The sequence below is a fragment of the Caballeronia sp. DA-9 genome (genome assembly GCF_051615025.1).
Taxonomy (GTDB): Bacteria; Pseudomonadota; Gammaproteobacteria; order Burkholderiales; family Burkholderiaceae; genus Caballeronia; species Caballeronia sordidicola.
The window spans coordinates 3,686,537-3,704,918 of sequence record NZ_CP195133.1 but is presented as its reverse complement, the minus strand read 5'-3'; the positions used below and the strand labels follow the sequence as shown (position 1 = coordinate 3,704,918).

Annotated in this window: 18 protein-coding genes and 1 pseudogene; 13 read left to right on the top strand and 6 right to left on the bottom strand. The window is 60.9% G+C overall.

Annotated features, from left to right (window positions below; all coding sequences use genetic code 11):
* The first annotated feature begins 418 nt into the window (after nucleotides 1-418).
* The 4 genes and pseudogenes from rpmH (at nucleotide 419) to yidC (ending at nucleotide 3,276) form a co-directional block, all read left to right on the top strand.
* A complete protein-coding gene (rpmH, locus tag ACRWA7_RS33315; protein ID WP_006998755.1) occupies nucleotides 419-553 on the top strand; it encodes a 50S ribosomal protein L34 in 135 nt (44 codons plus the stop codon).
* A gap of 124 nt (nucleotides 554-677) precedes the next feature.
* Nucleotides 678-1,121 carry a ribonuclease P protein component gene (gene rnpA, locus ACRWA7_RS33310; RefSeq protein ID WP_438394927.1) on the top strand — a complete coding sequence of 148 codons (444 nt, stop codon included), beginning with the start codon at nucleotides 678-680 and terminating at the stop codon, nucleotides 1,119-1,121.
* Nucleotides 1,122-1,174: 53 nt separating this feature from the next.
* Nucleotides 1,175-1,405 (top strand): annotated as a pseudogene (gene yidD, locus ACRWA7_RS33305) (membrane protein insertion efficiency factor YidD); the annotation flags it as partial.
* Between the two features lie 179 nt (nucleotides 1,406-1,584).
* Complete coding sequence (gene yidC, locus ACRWA7_RS33300) at nucleotides 1,585-3,276, top strand: membrane protein insertase YidC (protein WP_438394925.1); 1,692 nt, start codon at nucleotides 1,585-1,587, stop codon at nucleotides 3,274-3,276.
* A 166-nt stretch (nucleotides 3,277-3,442) separates the two neighbouring features.
* Here yidC and ACRWA7_RS33295 read toward each other — a convergent pair whose 3' ends face one another.
* Nucleotides 3,443-3,862, bottom strand: a complete 420-nt coding sequence (locus tag ACRWA7_RS33295) for a hypothetical protein (protein WP_060817564.1) — start codon at nucleotides 3,860-3,862, stop codon at nucleotides 3,443-3,445.
* 316 nt (nucleotides 3,863-4,178) lie between these two features.
* Between ACRWA7_RS33295 and mnmE the strand changes: the two genes are divergently transcribed.
* Nucleotides 4,179-5,567 (top strand): tRNA uridine-5-carboxymethylaminomethyl(34) synthesis GTPase MnmE, encoded by a 1,389-nt coding sequence (gene mnmE / locus ACRWA7_RS33290; protein ID WP_438394924.1) that lies wholly within the window; start codon nucleotides 4,179-4,181, stop codon nucleotides 5,565-5,567.
* A 63-nt stretch (nucleotides 5,568-5,630) separates the two neighbouring features.
* Here the strand turns inward: mnmE and ACRWA7_RS33285 are convergent, their stop codons facing one another.
* Nucleotides 5,631-6,257, bottom strand: coding sequence for a LysE family translocator (locus ACRWA7_RS33285; RefSeq protein ID WP_438394922.1), 627 nt, complete (start codon nucleotides 6,255-6,257; stop codon nucleotides 5,631-5,633).
* 450 nt (nucleotides 6,258-6,707) lie between these two features.
* Between ACRWA7_RS33285 and sap1 the strand changes: the two genes are divergently transcribed.
* On the top strand, nucleotides 6,708-7,052 hold the full coding sequence (gene sap1, locus ACRWA7_RS33280) for a surface attachment protein Sap1 (protein WP_438394920.1): 345 nt from the start codon (nucleotides 6,708-6,710) through the stop codon (nucleotides 7,050-7,052).
* A 263-nt stretch (nucleotides 7,053-7,315) separates the two neighbouring features.
* Complete coding sequence (locus ACRWA7_RS33275) at nucleotides 7,316-7,867, top strand: YaeQ family protein (protein ID WP_438394918.1); 552 nt, start codon at nucleotides 7,316-7,318, stop codon at nucleotides 7,865-7,867.
* A 15-nt stretch (nucleotides 7,868-7,882) separates the two neighbouring features.
* Here the strand turns inward: ACRWA7_RS33275 and ACRWA7_RS33270 are convergent, their stop codons facing one another.
* Entirely contained in the window at nucleotides 7,883-8,290 is a 408-nt protein-coding gene (locus ACRWA7_RS33270) for a VOC family protein (RefSeq protein ID WP_438394917.1), read from the bottom strand.
* Between the two features lie 341 nt (nucleotides 8,291-8,631).
* On the opposite strand from ACRWA7_RS33270, the gene ada reads away from it, so the two are divergent.
* The 6 genes from ada (at nucleotide 8,632) to ACRWA7_RS33240 (ending at nucleotide 15,771) form a co-directional block, all read left to right on the top strand.
* Complete coding sequence (gene ada / locus ACRWA7_RS33265; RefSeq protein ID WP_438394916.1) at nucleotides 8,632-9,732, top strand: bifunctional DNA-binding transcriptional regulator/O6-methylguanine-DNA methyltransferase Ada; 1,101 nt, start codon at nucleotides 8,632-8,634, stop codon at nucleotides 9,730-9,732.
* Entirely contained in the window at nucleotides 9,733-10,671 is a 939-nt protein-coding gene (locus ACRWA7_RS33260) for a DNA-3-methyladenine glycosylase family protein (protein ID WP_438394915.1), read from the top strand. It abuts the gene before it with no gap.
* A gap of 279 nt (nucleotides 10,672-10,950) precedes the next feature.
* Complete coding sequence (gene gshA / locus ACRWA7_RS33255) at nucleotides 10,951-12,570, top strand: glutamate--cysteine ligase (RefSeq protein WP_438394914.1); 1,620 nt, start codon at nucleotides 10,951-10,953, stop codon at nucleotides 12,568-12,570.
* Nucleotides 12,571-12,769: 199 nt separating this feature from the next.
* A complete protein-coding gene (locus tag ACRWA7_RS33250; protein WP_438396854.1) occupies nucleotides 12,770-13,330 on the top strand; it encodes a hypothetical protein in 561 nt (186 codons plus the stop codon).
* Between the two features lie 423 nt (nucleotides 13,331-13,753).
* On the top strand, nucleotides 13,754-14,014 hold the full coding sequence (locus ACRWA7_RS33245; protein ID WP_438394913.1) for a hypothetical protein: 261 nt from the start codon (nucleotides 13,754-13,756) through the stop codon (nucleotides 14,012-14,014).
* Nucleotides 14,015-14,220: 206 nt separating this feature from the next.
* Complete coding sequence (locus tag ACRWA7_RS33240; protein ID WP_438394912.1) at nucleotides 14,221-15,771, top strand: efflux transporter outer membrane subunit; 1,551 nt, start codon at nucleotides 14,221-14,223, stop codon at nucleotides 15,769-15,771.
* A 10-nt stretch (nucleotides 15,772-15,781) separates the two neighbouring features.
* Here ACRWA7_RS33240 and gspN read toward each other — a convergent pair whose 3' ends face one another.
* The 3 genes from gspN to gspL are packed head-to-tail and all read right to left on the bottom strand — an operon-like array spanning nucleotide 15,782 to nucleotide 18,365.
* Nucleotides 15,782-16,561 (bottom strand): type II secretion system protein N, encoded by a 780-nt coding sequence (gene gspN, locus ACRWA7_RS33235; protein ID WP_060817573.1) that lies wholly within the window; start codon nucleotides 16,559-16,561, stop codon nucleotides 15,782-15,784.
* Nucleotides 16,558-17,061, bottom strand: a complete 504-nt coding sequence (gene gspM / locus ACRWA7_RS33230) for a type II secretion system protein GspM (RefSeq protein ID WP_060817574.1) — start codon at nucleotides 17,059-17,061, stop codon at nucleotides 16,558-16,560. The genes gspN and gspM overlap by 4 nt, the downstream gene beginning before the upstream one ends.
* A complete protein-coding gene (gspL, locus tag ACRWA7_RS33225) occupies nucleotides 17,058-18,365 on the bottom strand; it encodes a type II secretion system protein GspL (protein ID WP_438394909.1) in 1,308 nt (435 codons plus the stop codon). Before gspL ends, gspM begins: the two co-directional genes overlap by 4 nt.
* Nucleotides 18,366-18,382 lie beyond the last annotated feature (17 nt).

Here is an 18,382-nt window from a genome sequence, read left to right as displayed (position 1 = left end):
CGAGTGCAGTCGTTAGGGTTTACCGCGAGTCCTGCCGCGGCCCGCGCGGCTATCAGGCGCGAAAGCCGGATGCGTGCGGACAAGCGTGCCCCGAAGTCTTGTCCAGCCTGATTTTGCAGGCGGTACAGCGGACCGGGACTACGTGCGGTTGCTTCGGATTGAGGGGTGATTCTAACGCCAAATGGAATCACGGCGCGAGTTATCCACAGGGACGGACCATCTTGCGAAGCGAATCCGCTGACCTGTGGACTTCGCCCGAAAACGGCCCTCATGCACCGTAACCTATTGACGGTCAATAGGAAAACGGTTTAAATAGCGGGTTCCGCAAAACCCGAATTCCTGTACCACCGGCCGGTGCGTCACTTTTTATGTCGCTTCGTCATGCCGCGCGGTCCGTTTTTACCCAAGTGAGACCAACATGAAACGCACTTACCAACCTTCCGTAACCCGTCGCAAGCGCACCCATGGCTTTCGTGTCCGCATGAAGACCGCCGGTGGCCGCAAGGTCATCAACGCTCGCCGTGCGAAGGGCCGCAAGCGCCTGGCAGTTTAAGGTCGCCGGGTCCAGGTCGCCAAGGTCGCTATTGATATCGACAGCGCCCACCGGCACACGCCCCAACGCGAGCGATGGCCAGGAGGCGCAGCGTACGACGGACTCCGGACAGGAAATCGGTCAGTTGCAAGCACGTGCCGCGTTCCCCAAGGCCGCAAGGCTGCTGAAAACGGATGAGTATTCATCCGTTTTTCGTTTGCGCCCTTGGCGCCGGTCCCCGCATTTCGTCCTGTACGGCAAGCCGACGGGCAACGAAGCACGGCTCGGACTGGTTATCGGCAAGAAGTTTGCGCCGCGCGCCGTGACGCGTAACCTGATCAAACGGCTCGCGCGCGAAGCGTTCAGGCTTCGGCGCGCGGAACTCGGCGGCTGGGACATCCTGTTGCGCATGCACGCGAAGATCGACCGCAAGGCCATGCCGAGCGCAAAATCACCGCCACTGCGCGCGTTGTGTCGCGAGGAAATCGACGCTCTGCTCGAGCGTGCCGTGCGCGAAGCCGCGCGACGCGCTTCCGGGCCGGATGCGCCGGTTACTGCCAACGATCCACCCACGCCCGCGGGCTCTTGAGCAGCGCCAGACGGAAAACCGGTCCGCCGGACCTGGGTCCAGGCGTGAATCCTATGCAAACGGCACACATTGCAAAAACGGCGTTGATCGCCTTATTGCGCTTTTACAAGGTTGCGGTGAGCCCCATGCTCGGCAACCGGTGCCGCTTTTACCCATCGTGTTCTGACTACGCGCGCGAAGCAATCCAGTATCATGGCGCCGCGCGTGGATCATTCCTCGCAGCAAAACGTCTGTGCCGCTGCCATCCGTTTTCGGCTGGCGGCATCGATCTGGTTCCCGTGCCACCGTGCGCCGCCGGCTGCGTTCCGCAGGATGGCGTGCCGGCGGCGGGCCCAGTCGCCGACTCTGCCCCGAATCCAGCACATTCGCCTGATCCGTCTTTATCGACGGACAAGGTGGACGTGGTGAGTTCAAACCCAAACGGCGCCCATAACGCGCTTTTCGATCGACACTGAGACAACGCATGGATATCAAACGTACCGTCCTATGGGTCATCTTTTTCATGTCGGCTGTCATGCTGTTCGACAACTGGCAACGTGACCATGGGCGTCAGTCGATGTTCTTCCCGAGCGCCGTTCCGACTAAGACGGCGGCCACGGCAGCACCGGGAACCACGACGCCGGGCACGCACGCCTCCGACCTGCCCGCCACTGCCGGCGCTCCGGGTTCGCCCGCGGCGCCCGGCGCCGCCGCGGTTCCTGGCGCCAACACGCCGGCCGCCGACGCCGCGCAACTGGTGAAGTTCACCACCGACGTGTATTCCGGCGACATCGACACACGCGGCGGCACGCTCTCGAAGCTGTCGCTCGTGAAAGAAGGCGACGGCAAGCAGCCCGACCTGTACATCACGCTTTTCGACCACACCGCCACGCACACGTACCTCGCGCGCACGGGCTTGCTCGGCGGCGACTTCCCGAACCACAACGACGTGTTCACGCTGGTTCCGGGTGGCCAGACGTCGATGGGTAACGGCAACACGCTGTCGCTTGCATTCGAGTCGGCGGCCAAGGGTGGCGTGAAGGTCGTCAAGACCTACACGTTCACGCGCGGCAGCTACGTGATCAACGTCGACACCAAGGTGCAGAACGTCGGCACCGCGCCGGTCACGCCGCGTCTTTATATGGAACTGGTACGCGACAACTCGCCGGTGGAAACGCCGCGTTTCTCGCACACGTTCATTGGGCCGGCTGTTTATTCCGACCAGCATCACTTCCAGAAAATCGACTTCAGCGATATCGACAAGGACAAGGCAACGTTTACGCCTTCCGCCGATAACGGCTGGATCGCGATGGTGCAGCACTATTTCGCATCGGCGTGGATTCCGCAGCAGGGCGTGAAGCGCGATATCTATGTGCAGAAAATCGATCCGGCGTTGTATCGCGTGGGCGTGCAGCAGCCGTTGCAAACCATTGCGCCTGGACAAACCATCGACGTGAAGGCGCGCCTCTTCGCAGGTCCAGAAGAAGAGCGCATGCTCGAAGGCATCGCGCCGGGTCTCGAGCTGGTGAAAGACTACGGCATGGTGACGATCATTGCGAAGCCGCTGTTCTGGCTGCTCGAGAAGATCCATAGCTATGTTGGCAACTGGGGCTGGGCGATCATCCTGCTCACGCTGCTGATCAAGGCGGTGTTCTTCCCGTTGTCGGCGGCGAGCTACAAGTCGATGGCGCGCATGAAGACCATCACGCCGCGCATGACGCAGATTCGCGAGCGATATAAGGGCGATCCGCAGAAGATGAACGCGGAACTGATGGCGCTCTATAAGACCGAGAAGGTGAATCCGTTTGGCGGTTGTCTGCCTGTGGTGGTGCAGATTCCGGTGTTTATTTCGCTGTATTGGGTGTTGCTGTCGTCGGTGGAAATGCGCGGTGCACCGTGGATCTTGTGGATCCACGATTTGTCGCAAGCCGACCCGTTCTTCATTTTGCCGGTGCTGATGGCTGTATCCATGTTCCTGCAAACGCGGTTGAATCCCACGCCGCCGGATCCGGTTCAGGCAAAGATGATGATGTTCATGCCGCTGGCTTTCTCGGTCATGTTCTTCTTCTTCCCGTCAGGGCTGGTTTTGTATTACGTGGTGAACAACGTGCTTTCCATCGCGCAGCAGTATTACATCACGCGAATGATGGGACAGAAGAAGGTAGCAAAGGCTTGAGGTTCGGTCTTTGACTGCAAACGGTTGAATGAAAACGCCCGGTTATGCCGGGCGTTTTTTTGTTTATGAGGGGTTTAAAGAGCTTTCCCACATCCGCTTGAAAGGTCGATAAACCTTGCGAAAGCTCCCCAACATTCTATTGATTCAGATTTTGAACGAGAGCGCTTCACCGTTTACTCCCCGCCCCATAGAACTGGTCAACAAGTTCTTCAAGCAAATACCGGTGATGCGGTGATAGCGCTTCAATCTTCGAAGCGAGTTCGAGCGTTTCTTCGGACGCTGGATACTTCTCATCGTGGGCAATCGGTTTGGGCGTGCTTTGTGGATTGCCGCTTGGCGGCGGTCCGTAATGCAACCAATGTTGCTCAACCTTGAACCACGCTGCGAGCGTAGCCAATTTGTCCGCAGTGGGAATCGAACGCGCAGTCAGCCATTTGTGAGTTGTCTGAGCTGAAACAGGTTCGCCGTGATATCGCAAATTGAAATGCAAGGCGAGATCAGTTGCGCCGCGCATCTTCTCGGGCGCGCGGGTCATCGAAAATTTGAGCCGATCCGAAAAATCGGCTTTCTCTTGGGGCGTTGGCATAGGTCGCGATTGTGCGAGGCAAACGCACTGGCTAAGTCAACCGTCTGCGCTAGATATGGCGCAAGTTTCCGCTTTTTTATCGTGTGCGAGGAAAACAAACAAAATTTCGGGGTTGAATTGCCAGTCCATGCAAAGCCCTTACCCGTGACATTTGCGTACACCGAAATGATGCACATCTCCGACCCATCCTCCAGACCATCATAGCCCACATAAGATAGATTAAGAATTGTCTTAACGTCGTTGGTTAGCTAAGCGAAATCAACTCGCCGCGCTACAATGCCGCGACTCATTTATCGCCGGTTCATTCGAGAAAATCATGTCCAATAACGACTCCGATCCGATCGTCGCGATCGCTACTGCGCCGGGTCGCGGCGGTATTGGCGTGGTGCGGCTTTCGTTCGGGCGAGCGGGCGAAGCGGCCGCGAAACACGCCATGCTCGCGCTGTGCGGCCAGTTGCTCGAAGCGCGTCACGCGACGTATGCGCCATTTGTCGATGCACACGGTGAAGCACTTGATCGCGGTATCGCCATGTACTTTCCCGCGCCTCATTCCTACACCGGCGAACATGTGCTCGAACTGCAGGGACATGGCGGACCTGTCGTCATGCAACTGCTGCTACAGCGCGCCATAGATGCCGGGCGCGAGTTCGGCCTGCGCCTCGCCGAGCCGGGTGAGTTTACGCGTCGCGCGTTCCTCAATGACAAGCTCGATCTAGCGCAAGCCGAGGCCGTTGCCGATTTGATCGAAGCAAGCACGGAGGCTGCCGCGCGTTCGGCCGGCCGTTCACTCGATGGTGCGTTTTCCCGCCAGATCCATGCGCTCGTGGAAGACGTGATCACGTTGCGGATGCTGGTCGAAGCAACACTTGATTTCCCCGAGGAAGAGATCGATTTCCTCGAAGCCGCCGATGCCCGCGGCAAGCTCGCACGCATCCGGGCGTTGCTCGACAAAGTGCTCGCCGATGCGCGGCAAGGCGCGTTGTTGCGCGAGGGTTTGTCGGTGGTGCTCGCGGGGCAGCCGAATGTCGGCAAGTCTTCGTTGCTCAATGCGCTGGCAGGCGCGGAACTCGCCATCGTCACGCCAATTGCCGGCACGACGCGCGACAAGGTTACGCAGACCATTCAGATTGAAGGCATTCCGATTCATGTCATCGATACCGCCGGTTTGCGCGACACGCAGGACGAGGTTGAGCGGATCGGAATTGAAAGGACATGGGGCGAGATCGACCGCGCGGATGTGGTGTTGCATCTGCTCGATGCACGCGAAACGCTGAGCGTGGACGACACCGCCATCGCCGCACGTTTTCCTGTTGGCGTGCCGGTCGTGCGCGTGTTGAACAAGGCGGATCTGGCGGGTGTGAAGGCGGCCGCCTCGATCGCCCGCGATGATGTTCGCGAGGTTCGTTTATCGGCGAAAACGGGAGATGGGATTGCGCTGCTGCGCGAGGAATTGCTGAAGATCGCAGGATGGCAAGCGGGCGCTGAGAGCATCTACCTGGCGCGCGAGCGGCATTTGATTGCGCTGCGGGCGGCGCGCGAGCATTTGGCCACAGCGGCGGATCACGCTGATCAAAACGCCCAGGCGCTCGACCTGTTCGCCGAAGAACTGAGGCTTGCGCAGGATCAGTTGAATTCGATTACTGGCGAGTTCAGTTCGGACGATTTGTTGGGCGTGATTTTTAGCCGGTTTTGTATCGGGAAATGATGGTTCGAGTTGATCGGCACTTCACCCTCGCCAATGAAGTGCCCTGACGCAGGCAAGCCTATATCACCCCGCCTTCTTCCAAACCGCCGCAAACACTCCCGCACCCATCAGCAAGACACCGCCCGTCCGGTTCACCGTCCGCTGCACGCTCGGACGCCTGATCGCTCGCCGCGCCACCGACGCCAGCATCGCGTAGCCAAACGCATTCGCCGCCGCCAGCCCGACAAACGTCGCCTCCATGATCGCGATCTGCGAAATGCCGGCCGCGTGTGGATCGATGAATTGCGGCAGGAACGCCACGAAGAAAATGATGCTCTTCGGGTTCAATGTCGTCACAGCATAAGCATGCGCGACGATCCGTCCCGTGCGCAATTCGGCGGGTGGCCGGACCGCGTCGGCATCCATTACGGGTGCACGCCAGAGCTTGATACCCAGATAGATGAGATACACCGCGCCGACCCATTTGAGCATCATGAACAATTCCGCCGACGCCGCGAGCAGCACGCCGAGTCCGAGCATGGAAGCTGTCATTGAAGTGAGGTCGCCCAGAGCAACGCCGGCAGTAGTCGCGAGAGCGTATTTGCGGCCGTGTCCGAGTGCGTACGACACCACGAGCAGCACGGTCGGTCCGGGGATTGCAACAAGTATTGCCGATGCGATCGCGAACGGCAGCCATTGGGCGAGTGTCATATGAGCTCCTTGGAAGAAGCTTCGATTAATCCATGCCGGCGCGTTTCTGACAACAATTTGTGCACAAATAGCGCGCTAGGGCCTTGTTCGGTCCAAGCGTTCCTGGCACACAAGCTGCTCATTGTTCGGCGGACTTCGACCAGCGATCAAGTCCGGTAATGCGAAGTGTCTCCTCCCTCACTCGTGAGGTTTAATGCCCGGTTCTAATGAGCCGGGCATTTTTTATAGCGAACGCGGATTGCGCTGCATCAATTACTGGATTTCATTTAGCCGGTCCACCAATAAGGCGCTTTAATAAATCCACCAAGGTGCGGCAATCTGTCGTGTTGCAAACGCACACAACTCGTGCTTGCTCTTTCAAATTCGTGGTCTACGATAAACGCTGCATATTAATAACTAGCCACTGAATACATAGCTACTTCCCCAGAGACGGTTGCATGGAGGCTATAAATGAAAAAGAGCGCTGCCGCTGCTTTCGCGGTGATCTGCGTGTTTGCCGCAATCACTTCTGTCAAGGCACAAGACAAGCTCATCCAGCCGCAACAAACATTCAGTTTCCTGCCTAATTCGTATGGATGTTTATCGAAGGATAAATTCGATTCCGCCGATCAACACGCTCAAGCCGGCGAACATCAGAAAATGCAGGAGTTCTTTTCCGGGTTTCAATGTCTGGCGACACCCGAAAACGCGGATTTTCGCGTGGTACGGGTCATTGGCCATGATGTCGAATTCGTGAATGCCGCAAATAGCGATACCCAAGGCATGTGGACCGCGGATCGATTTATCAAGCAATAAGCTCAAAAAACGCTACGCAAAAGCCACAAACAAACCGGCGGCGTTTGCCGCCCTTTTGCATTCAGGCGTGCAACCTCAAGCAACAACGTGTGCCAGTTCTGACGCAATCCTCTGCGTCAACGCCAGTCCTCGCGTCAATCTGCGCAATCAACGAACGCGTTCGGTATCATCACGCGTCGGCGCACGCCAAAAGCGGCGTTCCTCGTCCAAATTCTCTTCCAAATCCCTTTTACGGCCTCCCACCCGAGGCCTTCCGGTGCTGCATGGCCCTTAAATCCACAATCTACAAAGCTGAGCTGCAAATCGCCGACATGGATCGGCATTACTACGGCGACCACGCGCTGACGATTGCCCGGCATCCGTCCGAAACCGACGACCGGATGATGGTGCGCGTCGCCGCCTTCGCCTTGTTCGCGAGCGAGCGCCTGGAATTTACCAAAGGCCTGTCGGACACCGACGAGCCCGATCTCTGGCAAAAGGATCTGACGGGGCAAATCGAAACCTGGATCGAGGTGGGACAGCCGGAAGAACGGCGCATCGCAAAGGCGAGCGGGCGGGCGGATCGGGTCATGGTGATCGCGTACGGCGGCCGGACATCCGAGATCTGGTGGCAGGGCGTGAAGTCGAAAGTCGAACGGATGCAAAACGTCACCGTCTGGTCGCTCACCGACGGCGTTGCCGCGGCGCTCGGCGCGCTGGCGGAACGGACAATGCGGCTTCAATGCACGGTGCAGGACGGCGAGGCATCGCTTGGCAGCGCAAGCGTGGATCCGGTTGCCATCGACTGGACTGTGTTCAAGGGCGCGCCGCGCTAGGCCCAGCCGCGCGTTTCAAACCTCCGGCGGCCCTTTCAATTCAATGAGATTGCCTTCCGGATCGAAGAAATACAGCGATGGGCCAAAACCCTCCGCGCCGTATCGGCGAGCTTCTTCGCCCAGGCGCACGCCGTTTTCCACCAGATGGGCACGTAGCGCGGCGGCGTCGAATGGCTCTACGCGCAGGCAAACGTGATCCACGTTGCACCCCGTGCCCGGCGCGCCGCTTTCTGGCCGGTCAATTCTGGCGCCCACCGCCAGCAGATCGATCAGCGACCGCCCGGCGCGCATTTGTATCAGCCCGAGTTCGCGCTGTTCTTTCTCCACCGGACAGCCGAGCACTGTGGCGTAAAACTGGACCATGGCGTCGAGGTTCGCGCATCGAATCACGACGTGATCAATCTCGCGGATGTGGATTTGCATCGAATGTCTCCGTTTTGCTGGAAATTTTATTCCACAGCGCCGATACAGCGCTTCTGCAAAACCCATGGACGAAAAAAAGCCCGCTCGGTTTGGAGCGGGCTGAATCCATATCAGGAGGAGACATGGAGGAGACAGTTCCAATATTACACAGTGGGTTCGTACGTTGCAACACTTATCGTAGTAAAAACCCCTATGGTGCCGAAGTGTGGCATCTGCGCGTCATTTCTCCGTGCGGTCATACGCGTGTAAATGGCTCCGGAATGACAGCGCAAGAACCGGCGCGACCCGGAAAACGCCCGTCATTACAGTAATCACGTACCCTTCGAATATTGAGGAATGTGATGAAACCCAATCAAGCCCGCCTTGCGTTCGCCAATCCCGAATCCCGCTGGAACGCCCTGTCCACCCGGGACGCCAGCGCCGACGGCAGCTTTTTCTATGCAGTGCGCACGACCGGCGTGTTTTGCCGGCCGTCGTGCGCTTCGCGGCCGCCGCGCCGTGAGAACGTCGAATTCTTCGAAAGCACCCAGCAAGCCGAAGCGGCCGGTTATCGGGCGTGCAAAAGGTGTCAGCCCGGCAGTTTGTCGCGGGAACTCGCTATTGTTGAACGCGCATGCAAGGCGCTCGATGCCGATCCGCAGGAGCGTCTCACGCTTGCGCAATTGAGCAGCGTCGTGCATGTCAGCCCGTTCCATCTTCAGCGGCTGTTTTCGCGCGTAGTGGGCGTTTCACCGCGCCAATATCAGGCCGCACGTCGCGCGGACGCTTTGCGCGGGGCTTTGCAACGCGGTGACGATGTCACGCGCGCCACGCAGGACGCCGGTTTTGGTTCGACATCGCGTATGTATGGCGCCGCGCCTGCCGAGCTGGGAATGACGCCGTCGGTTTATCGGCGCAAGGGAGCCGGGCTTGTCGTGTATTTCGCGACCGCGCAGTCCGCGCTTGGCACGGTGCTGGTCGCCGCGACGGCCAAGGGAATCTGCAAGATTGCGTTCGGCGACGAACCCGCGGCGCTCGAAGCCGATCTCGCGCTGGAATTATCGGAAGCCCGGCGGATCGAGGATACGCCGCGCCTGGCGCCGTTTATCGCGCAAATCGATGCCTATTTGCGCGGCACCCGCGAGCACTTCGACCTGCCGCTCGATATCAGTGCGACCGCGTTCCAGCAGCGCGTGTGGGACGCACTGCGGCGGATTCCGTACGGCCAGACGCGGAGCTATTCGGATATCGCGGAAGCTGTCGGCTCGCCGCGCGCGGTGCGGGCGGTGGCGAGCGCGTGTGCATCGAACCCTGTGGCGTTGGCGATTCCATGTCACCGTGTGGTGCATAAGGACGGGGCGCTCGCGGGGTATCGGTGGGGAACGGCGCGAAAAGTGGCGTTGTTATCGGCGGAAAAGGAGCACCGGCCGGAAACCGCGCGCGAGACGGCGGAGACTTCCTGATTGAAAACCGCGCTCGAATTGCCGGCGGCGGCATCCAAAGCCGTTCGCCTGCAGCTTCCGTTTGTCGAACCGTATGACTGGCCGCGCGTCCTGCGTTTTTTCGCGGGACGCGCGACGCTGGGCGTAGAAACGGTGGAGAACGGCGCGTATCAACGCGCGATTGAATGGCTGGGCGATCCAGGCACGCTCAGCGTCATACGGCACACGACCAAACCGTGCCTTGTCGCCACGGTGGGCGGACCGGCGGGCCGGCACGCAAAGCTCATCGGCAAGCATTTGACGCGCTTGTTCGATCTTCAGGCCGATGCACCCGCCATCGCCGCCCATCTCGCCCGCGATCCGTGGTTTGCGCCACTTACGCAAGCTGCACCCGGCTTACGCGTTCCGGGCGCATGGTCCGGCTTCGAACTGGTCGTGCGCGCCATCGTCGGGCAGCAGGTCAGCGTAAAGGCGGCGTCCACCATCATTGGCCGGCTTGTCCAGCGCGCCGGCACGCCGCTCCCGGATCATCCTCATCCCGATACCGCCTGGCGCTTCCCCACGCCGGCCGCGCTGGCGACGGCCGATCTTGACAAGATCGGCATGCCGGGCAAGCGTGTGGCCGCGTTGCAGGGCTTCGCGCGCGAGGTCGCGACAGGCGCGCTGCCGCTCGATGACCCTCGCGCTGATCGCGGCGAACTCCGCGCGGCGTTGCTGGCAATGCCGGGCATCGGTCCGTGGACGGTCGAATATGTCGCAATGCGCGCGCTGCGAGACGCCGACGCGTGGCCCGGCACCGACCTGATCCTGATGCAGTCGCTTGCAGCACGTGATCCATCGATGGCGAAAGCGGCTGCGCTTCGCGCCCGGGCCGAAGCGTGGCGGCCTTATCGCGCGTATGCCGCGCTGCATGTATGGAACGAGATTGCCGATCGCTCGGGATCGGCCAAGGGCGGCTGAGGCGTACGCTCAACATCCACGAACATCCCATAACCCCTCGTAACCCCTCCCATCTCGCGCGGCGACAGCTTCCATGCTCGTGCAGCCGAACCGCAAACGCGACGTCGGTTCGATAAAAATCGCCCCTTGACAGGTTCTAGCGAGATGCGGCGAAATTCGCGCAAACCCTTACCCGGCAAGGCTTCAAGCACGGCTTACACTGAGATGTTAAAGTGCCCGCTACCCGAAAAATCCGATTTGGCGCGTGCTGTTTTCGCGCCGAGCGCAAACGTCGCAGCAATGGCAAATACGAATTCCGCATCCTCCCCCCGCAGCACTTTCCTGGAACGCCTCTCGGCGCTGACAACGGGCGCGCCCGGCGCCGCCTTGAGGCAGGGATTGCGCGGTATCGAAAAGGAGAGCTTGCGCGTCACGCGTGACGGCGCGCTCGCCACAACGCCGCATCCGCGCGCCTTTGGCTCCGCGCTCACGCATCCGCTCATCACGACCGATTATTCCGAAGCGCTGATCGAGTTGATCACGCCAGCCGATCACGACGTGGCGACCACGCTCGAGCATCTGGACGAGCTGCATCGTTTTGCTTATGCGCACCTCGGCGACGAACTGCTTTGGAACAACTCCATGCCCGGCCAGCTTCCCGCGGACCAGGAGATTCCCATCGGCTATTACGGGACGTCGAATATCGGCATGTTGAAGCATGTGTACCGTCGCGGTTTGTCGCTTCGATACGGCCGCACAATGCAATGCATCGCCGGCATTCACTACAACTATTCGCTGAATGAGGACGTGTGGCGCGCGTGGGCGGCGCTCGACGGCCAGAGCGCCACGCGCATGGTCGACTTCCAGTCGGAACGATATTTCGCGCTGATCCGCAACTTCCGGCGCACGAGCTGGCTGCTGATGTATTTGTTTGGCGCGTCGCCTGCGCTGAACAGGCAGTTTCTGCGCGACCGCCCGAACACGCTCGAAACGTTCGATGCCACCACGCGCTATCTGCCATACGCGACCAGCCTGCGCATGAGCGACCTCGGCTATACGAACAATCCGGCGCAAGCCGCGCTGCTGCCGAGCTACGACACGCTCGACGGCTATCTTGACGTTCTCGCAAAGGCCGTTTCCGAGCCGCATCCGCCGTATGAGGCTATTGGCACCCAGCGCAATGGCGAATGGGTGCAGATCAACACAAACGTCCTGCAGATCGAAAACGAGTTCTATTCGACCATCCGGCCCAAGCGCGTCACGCAGCCAGGGGAACGGCCGTTGCACGCGTTGTCGTCGCGGGGCGTGCAGTACATCGAAGTGCGCTGCCTCGATATCGATCCGTTCGAACCGACCGGGATCTCCTTGCAGACGTCCCGTTTCATGGACGCGTATTTGTTGTACTGCACGCTCGAAGACAGTCCGCTGCTGCCGCGCGCCGCCAATGAGGAAGCCAACGAAAACTTCGCGCGTATCACGAAGGAAGGGCGCAAACCGGGCCTGACACTGGCTCGTGACGGGCGGGAAGTTGCCATGCAAGGCTGGGCCGGCGAACTGCTGGACGCCATTGAACCGGTGGCGCGCGCGCTCGACAACCTGCACGGAATTGACGAGCATGTGCTCGCGCTCGATGCCCAGCGTGCGCGTTTGGCGGATGTATCGCTTACGCCTTCAGCGCAAGTGCTTGCGATCATGCGCGAACGCGGCCAGAGCTTCGATGCATTCGCGCTCGATCTCAGCGAAAGGCACGCAAACTATTTCCGCAGCCGTCCGCTCAGCGCGGAAGCCGAACGCAAGATGGAAGCGCTCGCGGCGAAGTCGCTGGAGGATCAGGCCAGGATCGAACGCGACGAAATCGGCTCATTCGATGCATTTGTCGGCGCATATCGCGCATATACGTTGAATCGCATCAGCGTTTGATCGACGGGCGTCCGCTGAGGCGCCTTTCTCATCGTCAAGCAGCTTTTCCCATGCCGCGTAGCTTCGGCAGTGGCAACCCTTACTCCTTTTGCAACAGGACGCAACGCTCGGAAGGCTTACGCACATCGGGTATGAAATTAGCGACGAATCAGGATCCGGATTGATCCGCGCTAATAAAGGAGAAGGGAAGATGAACCTGATGAAAATCACGGGACTGGCTACGGCCGCAGCCGCATTTACGCTGCTTGCGGGATGTTCGACAAACGGTCAGGTCGCCGGTGAAACAATGGAACAGGCCACCTCGCCCCTCACCTGTACCAACAAGGCCGAATGCGACGCGTGGTGGGCCCGTGCGCAAGTCTGGGTCACCAACCATTCGGAATACAAGCTGCAGACCGTTACCGACTCGATTATCCAGACCACGGGGCCATCGGGCGGAAAACGCGCGCTCGCGTACCAGATCACGAAAACACCAAGCAACGAAGGCACGGCAACAATCGGTTTTGCCGCGCATTGCGACAACATGCTTGGCTGCGAACCCAATCCCTGGAAGGCGGGAGCGGATTTCAAGCAATTCGTTCGCGGCGGTCCATCGCAGATGGGCACCCGAGCCGGCGCAACGGCTAGCGGCAACGCATTGCCCCCGGTTTCGCCCACGCCATCGTCCAGACCGATACCGCCCGCCTTGCCGGTCCAGCCCATGCCGCCGACGCTGGAAAGTCAGCCTGGCCAGTCGGGCCAGAATCAGACGCCGGAATAATCGATCGCGCGGGCCGCTTTCGGGGTAAAACGCTGCCCGGCGCATTCGGGATGCGGATATACCTGTCGATTCGATAGGTAAAACACTTGCATAGGCATTCTTTTATACGCTGGCGTTTGCAACTCCGTTTATTTGCTGCGACGCGGTTGCTGTGCGCCAACGGACACGCGCTCAATTTTTACAAATCACGCCAAGCATGCGGTCGAAAGCACAATCCTCGATGCAGTCCGCAAGATAGTGCGGCGCACTATTCCTGCAACCGAAAAACAACATCGGAAAAATTTGGCAAGCTATGCATCTTGAAAATCGATTGCATAGTCAATATTATTCTAAGCACCGAGTTACGCGCCAAGGCGCCACCCGAGACTATGTTCTGACCGACTGAAAGCATCGAATCTTCTCGATGCGCATATGGATTTACCGATGAACCGCGCTGCCCAAACCACCCGCCTCCTCGGCCGACACTTCGGCCAATCCGTCACATCCGCATTGCTGCATGTCCTGCCGCCGAACCTCAGTTCGTGGAAACTTGCGCTGTATGTGATCGTTTTCTTGCTGCCAGGTGGTTCGTTTGTCGTACTGGGCGCGGCGTGGTTCGAAAACCGGAAGATGCGCAAGCCGGCCAAGTCTGCCACTGCCGTTGCCGAACCCCTGCTGTGCAGCGCGAAGCATTGCGACGCCTGACTCATCGCATCAAGCGCATAGCCGCGCGGCGTAACGGCTCGTAACCGAATCCGCGACGCAGGTAAACCCAGTTTCCTTTCAAGCCGTTACCCTTACGTCTGCCCATATGCGCGCCTTGCGCGCGCATTCAGTTACCATTTCGGACCCGTTTCGCTGGCCACAATGCCGTGCCGAAACGCGCAGCCTCCGACAGGAATCCAGAGCAGATGCCGTTCACCCGAATCTCCGTTTTTAATCGTAAAACCGTGCTGGTCATGGTGCTCACGCTTGCCGGCTGCGCCGTCGGACCAAACTACAAGCGGCCCGACGCCGCCATTCCCGCCGCTTACAAGGAAGCACCCGAAGGCTGGAAGGTCGCCCAACCGGCCGACCGGATCGATCGTGGAAACTGGTGGACCATTTTCAACGACGCGCAGCTCAACGATCTGGAAGGGCGGCTGAACACCTCGAACCAGACCATCGAACAGTTTGCGGCGACGTATCGGCAGGCGCGCGCGCTGGTCTCGGAGGCGCGATCTGCGTATTTCCCGACTGTGGGGTTATCGGCGTCGGGAACGCGGTCGGGTTCCGGCAGCCGCTCCACGAACTCGCAGTTCTCAAGTAGCGGCGTGAGCAACGCCTTCAGTCTTGGCCTCGATGCATCGTGGGAACCGGACTTGTGGGGCACCGTCAGCCGCACGGTAAACGCGCAGCGCGCCGGCGAGCAAAGCGCCGCCGCCGACCTCGCCAACGCACGGCTCTCCGCTCAGGCCACGCTGGCGCAGACATACTTCCAGTTGCGCTCGCTCGACGCGCAACAAAGGCTGCTGGACGATACCGTCGCCGCGTATCAGCGCACGCTGCAGCTCACGCAGAATCAATATGCGCAAGGCACCATCGCCCGCTCCGACGTGATCCAGGCGCAGACGCAATTGCAGTCGGCGCAGGCCGCCGCGATCGATAACGGCGTTTCTCGCGCGCAATTCGAACACGCGATCGCGGTGCTCGTTGGCGAACCGGCGTCCACGTTCAGCATCGCGTCATCGCCGCTCGACGCCATTCCGCCCGACATTCCAGCCGACTTGCCATCGTCCATTCTGGAACGCCGCCCGGACATTGCGTCCGCCGAGCGCAAGGCGGCCGCGGCGAACGAGCAGATTGGCGTGGAGATCGCGGCGTTTTTTCCCACGCTGACACTGTCGGCGTCGGGCGGATTCCAGAGTTCCGTGCTGTCGCAATTGTTGCGCGCGCCATCGCAATTCTGGACGCTCGGACCGTCCATTGCGGCCACGCTCTTCGATGGCGGTTTGCGGGCCGCGCGCACGGAAGCGGCGCGCGCCGCGTATGACCAGTCGGTGGCGACCTATCGGCAAACGGTGCTGACGGCGTTTCAGGACGTCGAGGACAATCTCGCGTCGATTCGTATTCTCGCCAACGAGATCGTGGTTCAGCAGCAGGCGGTCGCGTCGGCGCAGCAGGCGCTGGACATTGTGAACAACCAGTACAAGTCGGGCACGGTCGGGTTCATCAACGTACTCACCGCACAGACCACGGCGTTCACCGCCCAGCAGAAGCTGGCAAGTATTGCGGGACAGCGGATGGTGTCGTCGGTGGGACTGATCAAGGCGCTCGGCGGCGGATGGGAAACCGCTCAGATGAACGAAGAAACCGGCAGCGCGGCAGCGCCCGCTGCGCCGGCCAGTTCGCCGCAAGATTCGAGTGCGGCGCTGAAATCGGGTCCGGTGCTGGCCACGAACGCCAGCGCGCCCGGGCAATAAACGCGGCGGCTTACCGGTTCAAAGTCAACTCGACGGAATCCGGTCCGGTATGCCGGCCAAGCAGGTTCAGCAATCCAGCCAGATTCTCACGCGCTTCGGGCGCCGACGTCGCCACGCCGCTGAATGTGCTCGAACCCTGCGATACGGTTCCTTGGCCCGACAGCATCAACGGCCCGCGCGTGGTCGTCAGGTTGATCGTGCCCGCCTGACCTTCCGCCTGAAACACTACGCGATACGACCCGAGCGGCTTCACGCGCGACACGCGCGACGACATGTCATCCAGCGTCACGATCACCTGACCGTACGTGCTGCCTCCCAGAATGCGCCAGTCGGTCCACGTCAGACGCACGTTGCCGTCGGGATCGAGCGTGTTGAAGGGCGCCCCAAGTCCGCTCAGCAAACTCGCCGGCACCGCGATGGAACCAGATGAAAGCGTCGAGCTTTTCGAGCTTGCATCCACAAGAACCGGGTCCGGCATGGCGTCGGTCTGGAACATCTGCATGCGCACGTGCCCGGTAAATAACGGCCAGAACGCCGTGCGCCATTCAATGCGCCCCGGCAGCAAGGTCGCGCCCTCACCGCCGCCGCCGGTTGCGAGCATCAGCGTGGCCGAGCCTTTCCAGAGCGAACCGGCTGGATCGACGAGATTGACGTGACCGCCCGTGTTCTTGCCGAACTGCGGCACGATCCACGCGGCGGGCAACATGACGAACAATGTCACGGCGACCGATGCAAAAGCCACCGCGAACCATGGCCAGGCGGCCAGGAGCCGCCGCGTTCCATAGTTCATTGCGGCTGTGCCGGTTGCAGCGACGCCGTCAGATCCACCTGACCATCCGGTTTTTGCGCCGTGATATGCGCTTCGTTGACCTGCACCTTGTATTGCTTGCGGACGTCGTCGAGCCAGACCGTCCATTCCGGAAACGATACGTTCTTCAACTGGAACTGCACGGCCGCGCCGACCACCTGAACTTGTGTCGCGGGCATGTTGTTGTCGGCGAGCGACTTCGTCAACGCGTCGCGCAGCGCGCCGCCGGTCGGCGTGACGCCTTGCGCGCTGCCCACCAGCGAACGCGCTTCGTTGGCTTGCGCCGTCATCTGCGCAAGCTGCGCCTGCATGCGCGGCAGCGATTCGCGCAAACGCGCACGGCCTTCGTAAGCCGGCGCCCACAGCACCAGATACACAATGACGATGGCCAAAGCCGCGCCGCCCCACATCAGGATGGTCTTTTCGCGCTGGGTCCGGGCGGACCAGAACTCCATGCCGGTATCGGTGATTGCCTGTTTCATTGGCCGCTCCTGACTGACCATTTGCCCGTGTTGCTGTCGATGCTGCCCGTCAGTCCGTTCGCTATCAGACGCCTTTGCAAGCCGGGGTCGACCTTGGTTTCCGGCTTGAAGGTCACGTCGAGTTTCCTGTCGCGATAATCCAGCGCCGCGATGCCGTTCACCGGAATCGGTCCGAGCGCGCGGGCGAAGGCGTCGGCGATGGACAGGAAATCCGTGGGCGACAATTGTCCCGATGCAAGCCGCAGACGGTCGAGTTGGCGCGCCATCTGGTCGGGTGCGTCGAGCACGACCGTGGTTTTCGGAAATGTATTGAGCAGCAGTTCGGTCATCTGCGCGTTGATCGCGTCGCGTTGCCGGCTGAGCTGGATCCACTGGATGTTGATCCCGATCATCGACACGATCAGCGCCCCCGCGAGCAGCGCCATCGGCACTTTCAGGCGCCGCATGGTCGCGCGGTCGAGCCGCCACGGTTGGGCGGCGAATTCGAACTGGCACAGGTCGAAGCGGTTCGCGAGCGCGTTGCGCGCGAGGACTTCGAACGGCAGCGGTTCTGCGCCGGGAATGCCGGCACGTCCCGAAACCGATGAAAGCCGAGGTTCCGCGCCGGGCACATCGCGCAGCGTGTAGAGCGTCATGGGCTGCGCGCCGGCAAGCGCGCCAAGCGTGGCCGTGGCGGCATCGGCGGGAATCGCGAGACCTTCGCCGAGCGCCGCGTGCTCACCGCGCGCAATCGCGATCTCAACGCGCGGCACGGCGTTTGGCGGCGGCGCCAGCGCTTCGCCGACAAGCAATGCGGGCGCGGTTGGAACCACCTCGCCCAGCACGCCCGCGACGAACGGATTGGGCACGTCGGCACCACTTTCTTGCAGCGGCAGGCAGCGCATTGCCGGCACGGCTTTCACGTTCCGATGCCCGCCATTCGCGAACGCTTCCATCAGGAACCGGAACCAGCCGCGATCGATCACCGCCATCACGCGCGCACCGCTTGCAAGCGCAACCGGATCAACGGCGATATGGCACGTATGCGGGTCCTGGATCAGTTGATCCTCGACCACGTTCGGCAAAGCCTGGCGCAAACGCGGCCCTTTCAATGGCGGCAGCGGCGCGGCGGTCAGCAGCAAATCGCGCGCGGCGACGATCAGCACTGTCGCGCTCGCGCGCGGCAGGAGACCAAGCGCGGCGCGGCCGGTGCGTTGCGTGACGTTGCGCTTGTCCAGCAGCAAAAACGGCAGCTCCGGCAAATGCCATTCTTCGGAACGCACCGCCGGATCGCGCGGCGGCAGTAGGACGATCAATGTGCTCAAAGGCCGCTCTCTTCTCT